This window comes from Nocardia sp. NPDC005998 (assembly GCF_040614395.1).
GTDB lineage: Bacteria > Actinomycetota > Actinomycetes > Mycobacteriales > Mycobacteriaceae > Nocardia.
On the sequence record NZ_JBEXUI010000048.1, the window covers coordinates 45,365 to 62,290 of the forward strand.

The window sequence follows — 16,926 nt, forward strand, 5'->3', positions numbered from 1 at the left end:
GGCGCATGGCAAGCAGTGTCGTGGACGATGAGCGGGCGCTGATTGCGCATGTGCTGCGGCGCACCACCTTCGGGCCGTTTCCCGGACAGACCGAACAGTGGGTCGGCCGGGATATCGGCGCGGTGGTCGAGGCCGTGCTCACCGCACAGCCGATGGCGCCGGGCACGCCGGAGTTGTCCGATGACGACGCGGATGCGGGCAATGGGCCCATCGAACGCTGGTTGACGGTGCTGGCCGACCCGGCAGCGGGGCTGCACGAGAAGCTGGTGTGGTTCTGGCACGGGCATCTGACCACCAGTTACGACAAGGTCGGGCAGTGGCGGTTGCTGTGGCGCCAGCATCTGCTGCTGCGCAGGCATGCCCTCGGCAATTTCCGGACGTTGCTGCACGAGATCACCAGGGATCCGGCCATGCTGGTCTATCTCGACGGCGCAGGCTCGCGCGCGGATGCCCCGAATGAGAACTTCGGGCGCGAGCTGCTCGAGTTGTTCGCGCTGGGGCGCGGCAATTACACCCAGGGCGATGTGCGCGCAGCCGCGATCGCATTGGCGGGCATGGATATCGATGACGACGGGGATGTGGTCATCGATTCTGATGCGGTCAATGGTGAGCCGCGAGAGTTGTTCGGCCGGAAGGTATTCGGAGCGCATGATGTGATCGATGCGGTCTGCGATCAGCCTGCCTGTGCGCCGTTCCTGGTGACCGAGCTGTTCCGGTTCCTGTGCGGCGCGGATCCGGAGCCTGCGACGTTGGGTCGGCTGGCGGACATTTTTGTCAACAGCGGCTTGGAGATTCGGCCGCTGGTGACCGAAATCCTCTACAGTGCAGAATTTCTCGGCTCGCGTTCGGCTCGACCGCGCTATCCGATCGAATGGGTGACCGCTGCCAGCGCGGTCTTCGGATTCGATGACATCGCCGCGCGCCGGGAGGCGGTCGAGCGGCTCGGCCAGGTGCCGTTCGAACCGCCCAATGTGGCGGGATGGCCCAGCGGTTCGCGCTGGTTGTCGCCGAGCCACACCATGGCCCGTGCGGCGCTGGCGATCGAGGCGCCACCGCTGGCGCAGCTGGCCGCTGCCGCCGATCCGGTCACCGCAGCCTTCGAACGCGCGGCCATCTACGACCCGACACCCACCACTCGCGATGCGGTGACGGCCCTGGCCGCCACCCCCGGCCTCGACCCGCGCGCCCGCGCCGCGGCAATTCTGGCCTGCGTCGTCTCGTCACCGGAGTTCACCCTGTCATGATCAGCCTCGACCGCCGCAGGTTTCTGGGTCTCACTGCCGCAGGTACTTTCGCCGCCGTCGGTGGCTACGCGGCATGGCAGCTCGGCACGGAATTCGCACCGGCGCCCACGCCGCTGCGTGCGCCGACGCCGCCGGTGGCCGCCCCACCCGACCAGCGCAAGCTCGTCATCATCGAAATGGCGGGCGGCAATGACGGACTGTCGATGGTCGTTCCCTACACCGACGACCGCTACTACGCGCTGCGCCGCAATACCGCCATCGAGGCATCGCGTGTACACCGGATCGACGATCGGCTCGGCCTGCACCCCGAACTCGAACAGGTGGCGCTCGGTGGCGCTGCGGTCCTCGCCGGTGTCGGCACCGCCGCGCCCGATCTCTCGCACTTCGAAATGCTGCAGCGCTGGTGGACCGGGGATCCCGCGGGCACGCTACGGCCGACCACCGGCTTCCTCGGTCGACTCTGCGATGTCGTGGGCGATCCGGCCGCGCCCGCCGTTGGGGTATCGCTCGGCGGCGGGCCCTCGCCCGCGCTGAGCGCCGAACGGTGCACCACGCTGTCGATGGATCCCGATACCGGTGGCGCCTTTCCGATGCCCGACGATCCGGCCCTGGCGGCGGCCTGGCTCGCGGCCCAGCACGCAATGAATCATCCGGATCGGGGTGCTGGCGCATTGCTCTCGACCGCCCGCGACAGCGCGCGCACCGCACTGCGCTTCGGTGCTGTCGCGGCCGCACTGCCCGCCGCGACGGACGGCTACCCGGACAGCCATCTCGGTTCCCAATTGTCCTTGGCGGCAAGAGTTCTCGCCGACGATCAGCACGGCATCCGCATCGTGCACGTACCGATGGCCGACGACTTCGACACCCACACCGACCACCTGACCCGATACGCGAGCATCATGCGGCAATTCGACGCCGCCATCGGCGCCTTCCGCGCCGATTTGGACCGCCGCGGCCTAGGCTCTCGCGTACTCATCGCGACGCTGAGCGAATTCGGCCGTCGCGTTCCCGATAACGACTCCGGCGGCCTCGATCACGGCGCCGCGTCGACCGCACTGCTATTCGGTCCGGTCCGCCCGGGTGGCCATGGCGAGCAGCCGTCACTGCGCACCCTCGATCGTGACGACAACCTGAAGGCCACCGTCGATATGTCCGAGTTCTACGCGACCATTGCCGAGGGCTGGTTCACCGTCCCGGCCGAACTGGTCCTGCCGGGCCGTCCGAAACCCGTCCCCGGCATCATTGTCGACCGGTGATGTGATCGACTGTGTCGGTGCGGTTGCTGGTGGTCGAGGATGACGCGGGGCTGGCCAGGGTGCTGGTGCGCGGCCTGCGCGAGGAGGGGCATGCGGTCGACCACGCCCCGACCCTGGCCGAGGCCGACGATCTGTGCTCCTATAACGACTACGCGCTGGTCGTCCTCGATCTCGGCCTCCCCGACGGTGACGGGCTGAGCCTGTGCCGCCAGCTCAAGGCCGACGGCCGCACCCGGGTACTCGTGCTGACCGCGCGCGGCAGTGCCACCGATCGCGTGACCGGTCTGGATACCGGTGCGGACGACTATGTCACCAAACCCTTCGACTTCGGTGAGCTCGCCGCCCGGGTGCGCGCGGTGCTGCGCAGGCCGGTGACACAGGGCGGTTCGCTACTGCGGGTCGGCGATCTGAAACTGGATATGGCAACCCATCGGGTATGGCGGGCCGAGGTGCTGATTCCATTGACCGCCAAGGAATTCGCGGTAGTGCAGTATCTGATGCAGCAGTCGGGGCAGACGGTCAGCCGTACCGAATTGCTGGAGCAGGTCTGGGATCTGCACTACGAGGGCACCTCGAATGTGGTCGATGTCTACGTCTCGACGCTGCGCCGCAAGCTGGATCTGCCGACCGCGCGGACCCGCCTGGATACCGTGCGCGGTGTCGGCTTCCACCTGTACGCCGAGGAATGACGATGTATCTCAGGCGATTTCGCATCCGACTCACCCTCGCCACCGCGCTATCGGCGCTGTTGCTGGTCGGTGCCGGTGCGGTCTATCTGGCGGCTGTGCTCGCCGACCGCAGCCAGGCCGAGGCGCGGGTGGTTGCGACCGAACAGGTCGCGGATATCGCGGCCCAGCCCGATCCGGCGAAGGCCCCCGACTGGTTGCGCGAGAATGCCTGGGTGGTCGACGCGGCAGGCGTGACCACCCCGCTCGGCGACGTCTATGTCGGTGCGCCGGTACAGGATCTGGCCGAGCAGGCGCGCGATCCGGACTGGGGTGCCGGTTCGGCATTGCGTGAGCTGTGGAGCGACGATGAGCACTACTTCGGCGCGGCCCGGCTGCGGCCCGACGGCCAAGTGGTGGTGACCGCGACCCCGCTGGACGATACCGACGCCGAAATCGCCAGGCAGCGTTGGTATGTCGCGCTGGTCGCGGTCGGCGTGACCGCCCTCCTGACCGGGCTGACCTGGCTGCTCGCCGGGCGCATGCTGGCACCGGCGGTGCGCGCCCAGCAGTTCCAGCGTGACTTCCTCGCCGATGCCGCCCATGAGCTGCGCACGCCGATCGCGGTCATTCGCGCGACGGCGAGTCAGGCCCTGTCCCGGCCGCGCGAAGCCGAGGAGTATGTGCGCACGCTGACCGAAATCCGCGCGGCCACCGAACGCGCGGGGGAGAGTGTCGTGCAGCTGCTCGACCTCGCCCGGCTCGACGCGGGCACGGTCGAACCGGTCCGGATGCCGCTGCGGGTCGACCTGCTCACCGAGGAGATCGTCGCGACCGCCGCGGCCGGCGGCGCCGCGGTCGAGCTGACCAACGCCCGCCCGGCGGTCGTCGACGGCGACGATATTCTGCTGCGCCAGGCCATCGACAACGTCGTGCGCAATGCCATCGCCCGCGCCACCCATGTGCGGGTCGGCGTCGCGACCTACGGCAAGGAGGTCGTGGTGACGGTCACCGATGACGGGCCCGGATTCGATCCCGCCGTATTGCCGCACGTCTTCCGACGCTTCGCGCGTGGCCACGGACAGGGCCACGGACTCGGGCTCGCGCTGGTGCACTCGATTGTCGCACTGCACGACGGGCGGGCCGAGGCGGTCAACCGGGCCGAGGGCGGCGCGGAGGTCCGGTTGCACCTGCCTCTGAGCGATACCGGCACCGCCTGACCGCTCGCATTCCGATGCCCGATCCGGTGCGGCCGACCAAGGGCGGCCGAACATTCGTGAAATGAACCTGTCGGCGCGGTAAACCGTGAGGTGAGGGAGATACCTGGGCCGGATCTGCCCAGGTGGTCGAGAACTCCAGGAGTGCGCCTCATGTCGACGATCAACGGTCTACCCGCCCATGTGCTGCTGGTCCACATCATTGTCGTCTTCGTCCCGCTGACCGCGGTCCTACTGATCATGTCCGCCCTCTGGCCCGCCGCGCGCCGCCGCCTGATCTGGCTGATCACCGCCCTGGCCGCGACCACCGTCGCACTGACCCCCATCACAACCGACGCCGGCGAGTGGCTACAACACAAACTGGGCGGCTCCCCCGCAATCGATAAGCACGCAAACCTCGGCAACACGATGATCTACTTCGCAGTCGGTCTCCTACTGGTCACGGCCCTATTGATCATCGTCCACCTGCGCGACGAACGCGGAAAACCGGTAGGCCGCACGCTCACCGCCCTCGTCGCCGCACTAGCGATCCTCGCAGGCAGTGCAGCCCTGGTACAGACCTACCGAGTCGGCGACTCCGGCGCCCACGCCGTATGGGGCACCCAGTAAAGCCCACCCCGCGGAAATGCGCTGGTGCCGGTCAGCACTCGACATTTACCTGCACCACCGTGACCGCTCTGGTGGGCTCAGCTACGGGTGTTGTTCGGGGGACTGGTCAGGTTGAAGATGCGGGTGGCGTTGGTGGCGAGGAACAGGTCGCTGCATTCGGCGTTCAGGGCGAGGTCGTCGAGGCCTACCAGTGCCTGTTCGGGCGCGATCATGGGGTAGTTGGTGCCGAAGAGGACCTTGGTGCGGCCGTGGGACTTCATGTAGGCCACCAGTTCTGGTGGGTATCTGCGGATCGTGTAGGCGGAGGTGTCTATGTAGACGTTCTCGTATTTTGTTGCTACCGCGATCATTTCGGTGGTCCAGGGGTAGCCGATGTGGCCACCTACGATGACCAGTTCGGGGAAGTCCAGGGCGACGTCGTCGAGGTAGGGGATGGGGCGGCCGGTTTCGGAGGTGCGTAGCGGGCCGGTGTGGCCGACTTGGGTGCAGAACGGGATGCCGAGTTCTACGCATTCGGCGTAGAGCGGGTAGTAGCGGCGGTCGTTCGGGGGCAGACCCCAGAGCCATGGCACGATGCGCAATGCCTTCATACCCAATTCGGTTACCGCGCGGCGCAGTTCGCGGACCGCGACCATCGGCTTGCGGAGGTCGACCGAGGCTACGCCGACCAGTCTGCCGTTGGATTCGGCGACGAAACCGGCCACCTCGTCATTGGAGATGAGCACGCCCTCCGGGCCGTACCAGGCGCTGATCAAGGCGGTGTCGACGCCGCCCGCGTCCATGGCCGCCAGCGTCGTCGAGACCGGCGGCGGCTGGGTCGGGATGGTGTCACCGGTCCAGCGGCGCAGTGAGTCCAGCATTTCGTGCTGTAGCAGCCGCACCGTCGGATGCTGGGCCCAAGCATCGATGATCGCCATTACGCCACTGTATGACTCCTCACAGGACGAAGGGGATCAATGCCTTTCGATCGGCGGGATAGTCGGGGAACTTCTCCCGGTACCACTTGTGGGTGGCGAAGGCCCGGGGGACCAGATTGCCCGCGGTGATCAAGAAGATGACCACACCCGCCAGCGACCAGGTGAGCAGTGCGAATCCGGCCCAGGCGATCAGTTCGGCGAGATAGGCCGGGCTGGTGACGAACCGGAAGCCCGCGCCGTGCGGAATCCGGTACTCGGTCGCGCCCGGATTGTCCTTATCGCGCAGATTGCGCACGATCGACTCGGAGCGGACCAGCAGCGCGAAGCCGCCGAGGTAGACGACCAGACCGATCAGGAAGCGCGGATCGGTCAGCCAGTCGGTGTCGTACTGGTGCAGGTAGTCGTGGCTGAAGAGGGCGCCGTTGAGGTAGCCGTGCAGCGCGGTGACGAACATGCCCGCGGCGATCACCGATACATTGAAGCTGCTGCGCTTGCCGGGGACCTGGCGGATGGACAGCGGGAAGAACCAGCCGCGGTTGCCGTAGTGCAGCACCCAGATCGCGGCCAGCACCAGTGCGGTCGGTTCGAACCGGTCCGGGCCGGTCAGATAGAACACCGCGAAGACCACCGTCGCCGGAATCTCCATCAACCACCAGCCGAGCTTCGGGTTGAGGTTGAAGCCGAGCTCGGTGGTGCCGAAGCGGCCATAGGGACTCTGCGCGAAAAGGCCGCCGATCAGCACGAATGCGGCGAAGGCGAAGGCGATCGTCAGCACGGTGTCGTAGGCGGTATTGCCGGTGTACCAGTCCATGGGAGTCCTTGTCGAGCGGGACGCCGGGCAGTTCTGCCGAACCCGCGGCGCCGAAATTAGAACATGTTCTACCATGTGACGCAGCAACTAGGAGGAACTGTCATGCCGCTGGATTCCACCGCCAAGGACCTGCTCGCGGCCGTCCAGGCGTCGCCGCGCGCGGTGGCGGCACACGATAAGGCGGCCTGGGTCGGCCTGTTCGCCGCCGACGCGACCGTCAACGATCCGGTCGGATCGAGCCCGCATATCGGCCGTGTCGCGATCGAACGGTTCTACGACACCTTCATCGGCCCGAATACCATCGCATTCCAGATCGACCACGACTTCGTCGGCCCGTCGACGGTGGTTCGCGACCTGCTGATCCGCACCACCATGTCGACCGGCGCCACCGTGGCCGTCCCGATGCATCTGCGCTACGACCTCATCGAGGAAGACGGCGTCTGGAAGATCGTCCGGCTGGCCGCGCACTGGGAATTGGCCGCGATGATCGTGCAGTTGCTGCGCACCGGCCTGCCCGGACTGGGTGCGGCACTGAAGCTGGGCCCACAGCTGATCGCCAACCAGGGCTTCGGCGGCATGCTCGGCATGATGCGGGCGTTGCGCGGGGTCGGGCGCGCGGGCAAACGCACTGCGGCCGAGGTGTTCTCGGCTGCGGCGGCAACCGATATCGCGCGGGTGCGGCGACTGCTCAGCGACCGTACCGTCATCGAACTGCCCGCGGGCACCAGGATCTCACTGGAGGAGTTCACCAACCGCACCCGAAATATGCAGTGGGACAAGCTGATCGCCGCCGGTCGAACGGTGAGTGCCAGCGTCCGGCTCGATTCGGCCAACGGCGTCGCCTTCGTCGAATTCGCCACCGATACCCGGCGCATCACCGCGATCCGCATCTTCACCCACTCGGGCTGAGACCGCGTCTTACCTGGCTGCGGGCCTGATGAGCCTGCGCACCTGGCTGACCCGCAAGGGCGCGCAGCTGCTGCGGCCGCTACTGGTCACGACGCTAGGCGGCGAACGATCCCTGGGTAGCTGACTCGGTGGGCAGCGCGGGCGCAATGTCGGGCTGCGTGTTCTCGGACCATCCGGGCGGCCCGAAGATGTAGCCGAGACGGCCCTTCCACGTATTCGCGTGCCGCACATCGCTGATCAGTGCGCCGAGTTCGTGATAGTTGATCTTCAGCGGGTTATCGGTGCCGATGTTCTTGGTGAGGCCGTAGCGAATGGGTTCGCTCCGCGCGGCGAAACTGCCGAACATGCGGTCCCAGATAATGAAGACGCCGCCGTAGTTCTTGTCGATATAGGGCTGATTCGAACCGTGGTGGATCCGGTGGTGGGCCGGGGTATTGAACAGGAACTCGATCGGGCGCGGCAGGGTATCGATGCGCTGGGTGTGGATGGGGAACTGATAGAGCAGCCCGATGGTCTGCAGCAGGAAGATCATCCACGGCGGCAGACCGATCAAAGCCGCTGGCACCCAGGCGAATCCGCGCAGAATGGCGGCCACCGGATGCACCCACGGCAGGCGGATGGCGGTGGAGAGATTGAAGTACTCGCTGGAATGGTGGACGCTGTGCGAGGTCCACAGCAGCCGGACCCGATGGTCGGCGCGATGCGCCCAGTAGTAGCAGAAATCGGTGACGACCAGCCCGAGCACCCACACCCACCAGCTGTGCGGCGAAAGATGCAGCGGCGTGATCGCGGCGGCCAGCACCACCGCCGAGAACGGAATCAGATACTGCGTCACCGGCTTCAGGAATCGGCCGAGCAGATAGGTGGTGATATTGGCGGCCATATCCCGCCCGGAGTGGCCATTGGCCGGGCGATCCGGATCGCGGCGATAGCCGATCCACTCCACGAACATGAGTACCGCGAACGCGGGTATGGCGTAGATGAATAACTGCCCACTGATCACTATGTCTCCTCCGCTCTGTGCTCACCGCCACGTTACGGCCGCTGGCCTGCGCAAACATCGCGCTGACGAGGGATCGGCCGTCCCTCGCGCGGGGGATGTGCCGGGCCGCGCATGCGGGCAGAGTCGGTCCGGAGCGGTCGGGTGAATGCTGGGTAGGATCGCCCGCGGATGGCTCGAAACCGGACTTCTGGGATGGTGCGAAGGTGGTGGCGAACTATTGGATGTGAGCAGGTCGCTGGCGCGTCAGTCGCTCGTGGTCGCGGTGGTGGCCGCGGCCATCGATGCTTCGATGCTGGTGCTCAACGGGATCTTCTCGGTGGCACCGTGGCAGGCGAGTGCCGTGCTGATCGGCATCGTCGCGGCGGATCTCGCGCTGGCCGCGCCGCCGCGCACTGCCGGTGTGGTTGCCATTGTCCAGGTGGCGCTGCGGCTGGCCGAGGCCGTGCTGCTGCACCGGCACGGTTTCGCCGCCCGCTTCGCCGATGTCGGATTTCTGGTGGCCGGATATCGGGCCGGAGCGTGGATGACCGGCCCGAAATCGGTGGCGACCGTCATCACCATGTCTACCGGCTGTGCGGCCGCACATCTGCTGGTCGGTAGCAATACCTCGCACGATTGGCGACTCCTGCTGGCGTCGACGGTGTCGGCCGGTGTGGTGCCGTGGTTGGTCGGGCGGTATACGGCGGCACGCGGTGCGTACATCGCCGATCTCGAACAGCAGGCCAAACTGCGCGAGCAGGAGCAGCGGACCGCGCTCGCCCGGGCGCTCACCGAGGAACGCGCCGCCATTGCCCGGGATCTGCACGATGTGATCTCCCATCACGTCAGCGCCATCGGCATCCATGCCGGTGCGGCCCGAATCGCCATGGCCGACACCGGCAATGCCGCCGCTACCCGCTCGCTGACCGCGGTGGAATCGAGCAGCCGCGCGGCCATGGTCGACCTGCGCCGCCAACTCGACCTGCTGCACGGGCGCGAGGAGGACGGTCAGCGTCAGCCCGGCCTCGCCGATATCGATGACCTGCTGGAACGGGTGCGTGCGGCCGGGTTGGCTGTCGAATACACCGTGCGCGGTGTCGCGGTCGAGCTGCCGGATTCGCTGAACCTCACGCTGTACCGCATCGTGCAGGAGATGCTCACCAACGCCCTGCGCCACGGCGACGGCGCACATGCGGAACTACTCGTCGACTACCAGCCGAACCGAGTGGTGCTGGAGACGGTCAACCCACTCGCCGCGACCGCCGACGTCGATGACGCGACCGCGCACCGCGGCCTCGGCGGAATCCGTCAGCGCGCCGAATTATTCGGCGGCGAACTGGAATTCGGCCCGGACCAGGCCCAAATCCGGTGGCATACCCGGGTCTACCTACCGATCGGAGGAGCGTGAACGCACCGGTGCGCGTGCTGATCGCCGACGACCACAGCATGTTTCGCTCCGGACTGCGCGCCGTGGTCGACAGTCAGGCCGATCTCGAATGTGTCGCCGAGGTCGGCGACGGCCGCGATGCGATCGCCGAAACCGCCCGGCTGCGACCGGATGTCGCAATTCTGGATGTGCGGATGCCGAAGTTGGACGGGCTCGCGGCCACCGCGGCCATTGTCGCGGCGGGCGGCACCCGCGTCCTGGTGCTCACCACCTACGACAGCGAGGCCAACCTCTATCGCGCACTCCAGGCGGGGGCCAGCGGATTCCTGCTGAAAAGTCTGCCGCCGGAAGAACTGGTGACTGCCATTCGCATCGCGGCCCGCGGCGACGCCCTGATCGATCCGTCGATGACGCGACGCCTGATATCGCGCTTCGCTGGCAGCCTCGCACCGCCGCGCACCCCGCCGGAGGTCGAACAACTCACCGCGCGAGAGCGAGAAGTGTTGCTGCTCTTGGCCGATGCGCGCAGCAATGCCGAGATTGCGGCGGCCCTCGGGGTCGGCGAGGAAACGGTGAAAACGCATGTATCCCGGATACTCGCGAAGCTCGGTGTGCGCGATCGCATTCACGCGGTCGTCTACGCACACCAACACGGTTTGGTCGCGCCCACGCACGGCCACTAGTGCGGCATTACGCGTCAGCCCGATACCGGACCGAATCGGTTGGTGGACACACCGTCGCCGCGATATCGTCCGCATGTGACCGTCATTGCACGCTGTTAACTCGGCGGCCGCTGCGCGCGATACATCTCATGAAGCCCCGGACCATCCCCTTCGGTCCGGGGCTTCGCTTCGCTCTGCGTCCGTATCCATCGCATGGCACGCTGCATGCATGTTGGAATCGCCGAATCGGACCGGGCAGGGCAGAGTCGCGTCGGGCCTGCGCTTTGCGGTCGAACTCATCGCCTGGATCGCGACACCATGGGCGCTGGCCGGGCATTCGGCGTTGCTCGCGGTGCTCTCGGTGGTGGTGCTGATCGGTCTGCCCACGGTGTTCGCCACGCCGGGGGACAAGAACCAGATTCTGGTCCCGGTGCCGGGGTGGGTCACGATCGCCCTGGTCGTGCTGCAGGTGGTCGCGGCCGTCATGAGCACCTGGGTGCTCTTGCCGACCTGGATCGCCGTGCTCGTCCAAGTGCTCGCGGTGCTCACGGTGATCGCGGAGTTGCCGCGCTGGCGCTGGCTCTGGCGCGCTGGCGCACGGCCTATCCAGTGACTGTGGCGCGGACGAAATTGCGGTCCGACAGACCGTCGACGGCGAGTACCGCCGCATCGGCTACGTTGGCGCCTGCGTATCCGGTCGCCAGCGGCCAGTAGGGTGTTCACCGTCTGGCAGGAATTCCGGTGCAGGACAGCATAAGTCGTCTCCTGCGCGGCCCGCCGGGCAACCGGGCGCACTTCAGCCTCTGGCTCGATCTGCAGGTGCTGCTGTCCATCGGCGCCGGGAACGTGCCGCCGAATACCGCGACCTGATCGCGCGCGGCGACTTCCGGCTGCGTCGGGTGGTGGCGACGGCCGGGCCGTATTCGATTGTCGAGGCGGTGCCGGAGGTACGGAAGGACTAGAACTCACCGGAGGTCGCGGGATCCGGTAGCGCGCCCTCGGCGGTCCGTAGTCGGTCGGTCAGTGCCGTGAGCAGGTCCATGGACTCCGTGGACAGGCCGAGCGCCAGATGTAAGAGGCGGCTTAGTGGACTACTCATGATCTGATCCGCGAGCAGCAGGTCGTGGTCACTTGATCTGGGCAGGTAGTCGAGATTCACGGCGCGGTTCTCGCAATCTGTCAATTGTTCCGGATTACCCGTCGCTACAGCGGTTGCTCGCGCTACAGCAGGTACGGCCGTCGGACCCGATGCGCAGGTCATCCGGTACGAACCACCCCGGCATGTGACGCACATCGCACAGACTCCTTCGCTGTGCCGTGGTCGAATGTTTCGCGGTTCGTCCGGACTCGATCATGGACATTAGCGTCTAATATTCGGGCAACCGGAGACCACCCCTCCGATCGACCCCTACCGAAGGGCAGGACAGTGGCGTTCGCCGATTACCAGAACGAGATCTACTTCGCCGCACTCGGCGGGCACGCCCCGGATTTCCCGATGGACTACGCGACGCTCGAGGCGAAGGCCGCCGCCGCGCTGCCCGCATCGCTGCACTCCTATATCGCGGGCGGTGCCGGTGACGAGCTGACCCAGCGGCGCAATGTCGAGGCGTTCGCGGACTGGGGTGTGGTGCCGCGGATGCTCGTCGGCGCGACGCAGCGCGACCTGTCGGTCAGCGCGTGGGGGCTGACCTTTCCGAGTCCGATCTTCATGGCCCCGGTCGGGGTGATCGGGTTGGTCGGGGATAAGCACGGTGATATCGCGGTCGCCGAGGCCGCCGCGAAAACCGGTGTGCCCGCGTTCTTCTCGACGCTGATGGAGGATCCGCTGGAGGAGGTCATCGGGCATGCGGGCAGCACGCCGAGCTTCTTCCAGCTGTACACGCCCAAGGACCGCGACCTCGCCGCGAGTCTGGTGAGCCGGGCCGAGCAGGCCGGATATCGCGGCATCACCGTCACCTTGGACACCTGGGTGCCGGGCTGGCGTCCGCGCGATCTGTCCAGCGGCAACTTTCCGCAGCTGCGCGGGCACGTCTTGAAGAACTACACCACCGATCCGGTCTTCCAGAAGATGGTCGGTTCGAATGATCCGCAGTCCATGGTGCTGCACTGGGTTCAGACCTTCGGCAACCCGCTCAGCTGGGACGATCTGGTCTGGCTTCGATCACTGACCGAACTGCCGATCATTCTCAAGGGCATCTCCCATCCCGATGACGCGCGCCGGGCGATCGATGCGGGCGTCGACGGCATCTACTGCTCCAATCACGGTGGGCGCCAAGCCAATGGCGGTCTCAGCGCGCTCGCCACACTGCCCGGGGTGGTCGAAGCCTGTGACGATCGGGTACCGGTGCTGTTCGACTCCGGCGTGCGCTCGGGCACCGATGTGATCAAGGCGCTCGGATTGGGTGCGACCATGGTCGGCATCGGCCGTCCGTACGTGTACGGCCTTGCGCTGGGCGGGGTTTCGGGTCTGGTGCATGTGCTCCGGATGCTGCTGGCGGAGGCCGATCTGCTGATGGCGGTCAACGGGTATCCGGATATCGCCGCGGTCCGGGAGAATATTCGGCCGAGCCGCTGAATCACGGCGTCATCAGGCAGACCAGGAAACGGGTCAGTACCTCGGTGATCCCGGCCAGGTCGGTGCGCGGATCTCCGGTAGTCCACTGCTGCACCAGGGCGAGCAGCGCACCGAGATATCCGGTCACGGCGGCATCGAACCCACCGGGCGGTACGAAGTCCGGTCCCAGCGCCCGCCGGATCTGGTCTTCGAAGAGTGCCATCCACAGCTTGCGCTGCTCGAGCCTGCGCCGCTCGACCCGTTCGCTGACGCCGACGATCTCGATATGTGCGATCCGGGCCCGGCGCGGGTCGCGACCGATCGACTCCGCATAGGCCCGCACCGCCGCCTGGGCCCGGCCGACCGGATCATCCGGTGCGGCCGCGGCCGTCGCGGCGGTGACCGCCTGCCTGGTTTCGACCTGGATCATGTCGTAGACCGCGATCAGCAGATCCTCGCGATTGTCGAAGTGCTCGTAGAACTGGCTGCGCGCCAACCCGGCCGCTCGGCACAGCGCGGTGATCGAACTGCCCTGATATCCGTGCTCGCCGAATACCGCCACTCCGGCGGCCAGGAATTCCGCGCGCCGCTGCGCCCGCCGGTCCGCGACGGGTCGTCCGTCGTACATCCGCGGTGGTGGGCCAGCAGTCACCCGAGGACAATATCGGTCCCGCGCCGGCCGGGGCCCGGCTGCGGTGTGCGGCTCACGACGAGTGCCACTACCGTGGGGCGGCGAATCCGGACCCGATCGCTGGGAGATGAGCGTGCCATTGTCGACGATCGAGACTGCGGCGGTGCCGTCCGCGGTAACCACCGCGCCGCAGCGCCGCACCATCCCAACCCCGGCCTTTCTGGCGATCTCGGTGCTCGGCACGGCAGCCGGTATCTGCTATCTCGTGCAGGTTCTCGGTACGCCGCAGGTGATGATGCATCTGATGGACCTCAGCGTCTACCAGATCGCCGGGAACCGAGTGGTCGACGGCGTTTCCGTCTATGACACCCCACTGCTAGGCAACACCCGCGGCGTCTGGGAGTTCGTCTACACACCGTTCGCCGCACTGCTGTTCGTACCGCTGGTCGACCTGCATGGCGATCTGTACACCTATATCGGCGCATTGGGGAACTTCGCGATGCTGACCGGATCGGTCTGGGCCGCATTGTCGATGCTCGGCTACCGGCGTGACCGGCGGCTGGTGCTGGTGGGTCTGCCGATCACCGGATTGTTGATGTGGTGCGAGCCGGTGCGCGAAACCATGGCCTTCGGGCAGATCAATATCTTCCTGCTGTTGCTGGTGCTCGCGGATATGGCGCTGCCCGATTCGTCGCGTTGGAAAGGCGTGCTGACCGGGATCGCGGCCGGAATCAAACTGACTCCCGCATTCTTCGTGCTCTATCTACTGATCACCCGCAGGTACCGCGCCGCGGTGACCGCGATCGGCGCATGCGTCGCGACTGTTCTCATCGGCCTCGCAGCCATGCCCAAGGATTCGCTGACATTCTGGAGCGGCGCCTTTGCCGATCCCACCCGCGTCGGCGTACCGGAGAACCCGCGCAACGAATCGCTGCGCGGCCTGCTCGCCCGCACCATCGGCGTCGAGGGCACGCACCAATTGCTGTGGCTGGCAAGTGCTTTCGCCATCGCCGCAGGCTGCCTGCTGCTGGCGCGGCGGCTGTCGCTGACCGGCTACGAACTGCCCGCCGTCGTACTGTGCGGCCTCACCACCACCGCGGTGTCCCCGTACAGCTGGGTACATCACTGGGTCTGGCTCGCACCATTGCTGGTGTACCTGGCCGACCTGGCATTGCGCCGGGGCGGGGTGGCCGCACCGCTCGGATTTCTGGTGGCGCTGGCAGCCGCATCGGGCGGTTTGATCTCGCTCTTCGATCCCACGGTGGTCAGCATCTTCGACTATCCCCCGGGCAGCCACCTCACCGTGTTCTTCCACAACGGCTACATCTGGCTGACACTCGCGCTGTTCGCGGCGGCCGCGGTGAAGTTGCGTCGCTCGGTGGACCAGCCGGTCGAAGATCGCGTCACAACGGTCCGCTGACCCGCCCCGGCGTGCGGTGCCGCACTCCTCGCCGGGTCCGCGGAAACTCGCGCGCGAGCCGAGCCCAGCGCAGCCGGAATGTGCTGGTAGCCATGCAGTCGCCAAGACGCGCGTGGCGACCGCAATCGCACCGTCGTCGCAGATGCGGCTCCTACCGTAGACCCAGACGCAACGGCGTCAATGGGGTCAAAGCGGGCATGTTGGTGATCGGATAGGCGCATAATCCGGACAAGGCTGCTCGGCGATCGGAAGGTGGCGACGGCCGTGACTACAACTCAGTTGGAAGTTGTTCGGCCCTATCCGCGGCGGGTCGGGCCCAAGGGCTCCTATCTCTGGAAAATGATCACGACCACCGATCCGAAGGTGCTCGGGGTCATGTACCTGACCACCGCGATGACCTACTTCTTCATCGGTGGTCTCATCGCGCTGCTGATGCGCGGTGAACTGGCTCGCCCCGGCATGCAGTTCCTGTCGACCGAACAGTTCAATCAGTTGTTCACCATGCACGGCACGATCATGCTGTTGTTCTACGCGACGCCGATTCTGTTCGGCTTCGCCAATTGTGTCCTACCGCTGCAGATCGGGGCGCCGGATGTGGCCTTCCCCCGGCTCAACGCGCTCAGCTACTGGCTGTATCTATTCGGCGCGACGATCGCCACGGCGGGCTTCGTCACCCCCGGCGGCGCGGCCGACTTCGGCTGGACCGGCTACGTCCCGCTGAGCACCATCGAGCACGCGCCGGGCGCGGGTGCGGATCTGTGGATCATGGGCCTTGCGGTCTCCGGTGTCGGAACCATCCTCGGTGGCGTCAATATGATCACCACCGTGATCTGCCTGCGGTGTCCGGGCATGACCATGTTCCGGATGCCGATCTTCACCTGGAACATCCTGGTCACCAGCATCCTGATCCTGCTCGCCTTCCCGATTCTGACCGCGGCGCTGATGGCGCTGGCCTTCGACCGGCATCTGGGCGGGCATATCTACGATCCGGGCACCGGCGGAATCCTGTTGTGGCAGCACCTGTTCTGGTTCTTCGGACATCCCGAGGTGTACATCGTCGCGCTGCCGTTCTTCGGGATCGTCACCGAAATCTTCCCGGTGTTCAGCCGCAAGCCGCTGTTCGGGTACACCACCCTGGTGTACGCGACGCTGTCCATCGGTGCGCTGTCGATCGCGGTGTGGGCGCACCACATGTACGCCACCGGCGCGGTGCTGCTGCCGTACTTCTCGTTCATGACCTTCCTGATCGCGGTCCCGACCGGCGTGAAGTTCTTCAACTGGATCGGCACCATGTGGCGCGGGCAGCTGACCTTCGAAACGCCCATGTTGTTCTCGGTCGGCTTCCTGGTGACCTTCCTGTTCGGCGGTCTGTCCGGTGTCATCCTGGCGAGCCCACCGCTCGATTTCCATGTCACCGATAGCTATTTCGTGGTCGCGCACTTCCACTATGTGCTCTTCGGCACCATCGTGTTCGCGACATTCGCTGGCATCTATTTCTGGTTCCCCAAGATGACCGGCAGGCTGCTCGACGAACGACTCGGCAAATGGCACTTCTGGACCACGCTCGTCGGCTTCCACACCACCTTCCTGGTGCAGCACTGGCTGGGTGCGGAGGGCATGCCGCGTCGCTATGCCGACTACCTGCCCAGCGACGGATTCACC

The 16,926-nt window shown here is 66.4% G+C and carries 18 protein-coding genes; 13 read left to right on the forward strand and 5 right to left on the reverse strand.

From position 1 onward, the window contains the following. Positions 1-5 precede the first annotated feature (5 nt). From ABZ293_RS37280 to ABZ293_RS37300, 5 genes are all read left to right on the forward strand, one after another. Positions 6-1,244 carry a DUF1800 family protein gene (locus ABZ293_RS37280; RefSeq protein WP_355188608.1) on the forward strand — a complete coding sequence of 413 codons (1,239 nt, stop codon included), beginning with the start codon at positions 6-8 and terminating at the stop codon, positions 1,242-1,244. Then, positions 1,241-2,500 carry a DUF1501 domain-containing protein gene (locus ABZ293_RS37285; protein ID WP_355188610.1) on the forward strand — a complete coding sequence of 420 codons (1,260 nt, stop codon included), beginning with the start codon at positions 1,241-1,243 and terminating at the stop codon, positions 2,498-2,500. The genes ABZ293_RS37280 and ABZ293_RS37285 overlap by 4 nt, the downstream gene beginning before the upstream one ends. An 11-nt stretch (positions 2,501-2,511) precedes the next feature. Next, entirely contained in the window at positions 2,512-3,189 is a 678-nt protein-coding gene (locus ABZ293_RS37290; RefSeq protein ID WP_355188612.1) for a response regulator transcription factor, read from the forward strand. Between the two features lie 2 nt (positions 3,190-3,191). Then, entirely contained in the window at positions 3,192-4,385 is a 1,194-nt protein-coding gene (locus ABZ293_RS37295; RefSeq protein WP_355188614.1) for a HAMP domain-containing sensor histidine kinase, read from the forward strand. A 150-nt stretch (positions 4,386-4,535) separates the two neighbouring features. Beyond that, the gene (locus ABZ293_RS37300) at positions 4,536-4,991 is read left to right on the forward strand and encodes a DUF2231 domain-containing protein (RefSeq protein ID WP_355188616.1); all 456 of its coding nucleotides are present in this window, start codon (positions 4,536-4,538) and stop codon (positions 4,989-4,991) included. A gap of 77 nt (positions 4,992-5,068) precedes the next feature. On the opposite strand, the gene ABZ293_RS37305 is transcribed toward ABZ293_RS37300, so the two are convergent. Together ABZ293_RS37305 and ABZ293_RS37310 are read right to left on the reverse strand one after the other, a co-directional pair. Beyond that, positions 5,069-5,908 carry an amidohydrolase family protein gene (locus tag ABZ293_RS37305; protein WP_355188618.1) on the reverse strand — a complete coding sequence of 280 codons (840 nt, stop codon included), beginning with the start codon at positions 5,906-5,908 and terminating at the stop codon, positions 5,069-5,071. Positions 5,909-5,927: 19 nt separating this feature from the next. Further along, positions 5,928-6,719 carry a 3-oxo-5-alpha-steroid 4-dehydrogenase gene (locus ABZ293_RS37310; RefSeq protein WP_355188620.1) on the reverse strand — a complete coding sequence of 264 codons (792 nt, stop codon included), beginning with the start codon at positions 6,717-6,719 and terminating at the stop codon, positions 5,928-5,930. 102 nt (positions 6,720-6,821) lie between these two features. Here ABZ293_RS37310 and ABZ293_RS37315 point away from each other — a divergent pair, with 102 nt between their 5' ends. Then, the gene (locus tag ABZ293_RS37315; RefSeq protein WP_355188622.1) at positions 6,822-7,628 is read left to right on the forward strand and encodes a nuclear transport factor 2 family protein; all 807 of its coding nucleotides are present in this window, start codon (positions 6,822-6,824) and stop codon (positions 7,626-7,628) included. Positions 7,629-7,722: 94 nt separating this feature from the next. Here the strand turns inward: ABZ293_RS37315 and ABZ293_RS37320 are convergent, their stop codons facing one another. Next, positions 7,723-8,631 carry a sterol desaturase family protein gene (locus ABZ293_RS37320; protein WP_355188624.1) on the reverse strand — a complete coding sequence of 303 codons (909 nt, stop codon included), beginning with the start codon at positions 8,629-8,631 and terminating at the stop codon, positions 7,723-7,725. Positions 8,632-8,854: 223 nt separating this feature from the next. Between ABZ293_RS37320 and ABZ293_RS37325 the strand changes: the two genes are divergently transcribed. The 4 genes from ABZ293_RS37325 (at position 8,855) to ABZ293_RS37340 (ending at position 11,529) form a co-directional block, all read left to right on the forward strand. Beyond that, positions 8,855-10,018 carry a histidine kinase gene (locus ABZ293_RS37325; protein ID WP_355188626.1) on the forward strand — a complete coding sequence of 388 codons (1,164 nt, stop codon included), beginning with the start codon at positions 8,855-8,857 and terminating at the stop codon, positions 10,016-10,018. Then, complete coding sequence (locus tag ABZ293_RS37330) at positions 10,015-10,680, forward strand: response regulator transcription factor (RefSeq protein WP_355188628.1); 666 nt, start codon at positions 10,015-10,017, stop codon at positions 10,678-10,680. The genes ABZ293_RS37325 and ABZ293_RS37330 overlap by 4 nt, the downstream gene beginning before the upstream one ends. Before the next feature lie 208 nt (positions 10,681-10,888). Next, positions 10,889-11,272, forward strand: coding sequence for a hypothetical protein (locus ABZ293_RS37335; protein WP_355188630.1), 384 nt, complete (start codon positions 10,889-10,891; stop codon positions 11,270-11,272). A gap of 128 nt (positions 11,273-11,400) precedes the next feature. Beyond that, positions 11,401-11,529 (forward strand): hypothetical protein, encoded by a 129-nt coding sequence (locus ABZ293_RS37340; protein WP_355188632.1) that lies wholly within the window; start codon positions 11,401-11,403, stop codon positions 11,527-11,529. An 88-nt stretch (positions 11,530-11,617) separates the two neighbouring features. Here the strand turns inward: ABZ293_RS37340 and ABZ293_RS37345 are convergent, their stop codons facing one another. Next, positions 11,618-11,758, reverse strand: a complete 141-nt coding sequence (locus ABZ293_RS37345) for a hypothetical protein (protein ID WP_355188634.1) — start codon at positions 11,756-11,758, stop codon at positions 11,618-11,620. Positions 11,759-12,085: 327 nt separating this feature from the next. Between ABZ293_RS37345 and ABZ293_RS37350 the strand changes: the two genes are divergently transcribed. Next, complete coding sequence (locus ABZ293_RS37350) at positions 12,086-13,234, forward strand: alpha-hydroxy-acid oxidizing protein (protein ID WP_355188636.1); 1,149 nt, start codon at positions 12,086-12,088, stop codon at positions 13,232-13,234. 1 nt (position 13,235) lies between these two features. On the opposite strand, the gene ABZ293_RS37355 is transcribed toward ABZ293_RS37350, so the two are convergent. Beyond that, positions 13,236-13,865, reverse strand: coding sequence for a TetR/AcrR family transcriptional regulator (locus ABZ293_RS37355; RefSeq protein WP_355188638.1), 630 nt, complete (start codon positions 13,863-13,865; stop codon positions 13,236-13,238). A gap of 112 nt (positions 13,866-13,977) precedes the next feature. Here ABZ293_RS37355 and ABZ293_RS37360 point away from each other — a divergent pair, with 112 nt between their 5' ends. Together ABZ293_RS37360 and ABZ293_RS37365 are read left to right on the forward strand one after the other, a co-directional pair. Then, positions 13,978-15,264 (forward strand): glycosyltransferase 87 family protein, encoded by a 1,287-nt coding sequence (locus tag ABZ293_RS37360; RefSeq protein ID WP_355188640.1) that lies wholly within the window; start codon positions 13,978-13,980, stop codon positions 15,262-15,264. Positions 15,265-15,528: 264 nt separating this feature from the next. Next, on the forward strand, positions 15,529-16,926 hold a 1,398-nt coding region (locus ABZ293_RS37365; protein WP_355188642.1), incomplete at its 3' end, for a cbb3-type cytochrome c oxidase subunit I.

Coding starts and splice junctions, on each gene's coding strand:
- ABZ293_RS37280 (WP_355188608.1), top strand. CDS start 6: ATGGCAAGCAGTGTCGTGGACGATGAGCGGGCGCTGATTGCGCATGTG.
- ABZ293_RS37300 (WP_355188616.1), top strand. CDS start 4,536: ATGTCGACGATCAACGGTCTACCCGCCCATGTGCTGCTGGTCCACATC.
- ABZ293_RS37285 (WP_355188610.1), top strand. CDS start 1,241: ATGATCAGCCTCGACCGCCGCAGGTTTCTGGGTCTCACTGCCGCAGGT.
- ABZ293_RS37315 (WP_355188622.1), top strand. CDS start 6,822: ATGCCGCTGGATTCCACCGCCAAGGACCTGCTCGCGGCCGTCCAGGCG.
- ABZ293_RS37305 (WP_355188618.1), bottom strand. CDS start 5,908: ATGGCGATCATCGATGCTTGGGCCCAGCATCCGACGGTGCGGCTGCTA.
- ABZ293_RS37335 (WP_355188630.1), top strand. CDS start 10,889: ATGTTGGAATCGCCGAATCGGACCGGGCAGGGCAGAGTCGCGTCGGGC.
- ABZ293_RS37345 (WP_355188634.1), bottom strand. CDS start 11,758: ATGAGTAGTCCACTAAGCCGCCTCTTACATCTGGCGCTCGGCCTGTCC.
- ABZ293_RS37295 (WP_355188614.1), top strand. CDS start 3,192: ATGTATCTCAGGCGATTTCGCATCCGACTCACCCTCGCCACCGCGCTA.
- ABZ293_RS37310 (WP_355188620.1), bottom strand. CDS start 6,719: ATGGACTGGTACACCGGCAATACCGCCTACGACACCGTGCTGACGATC.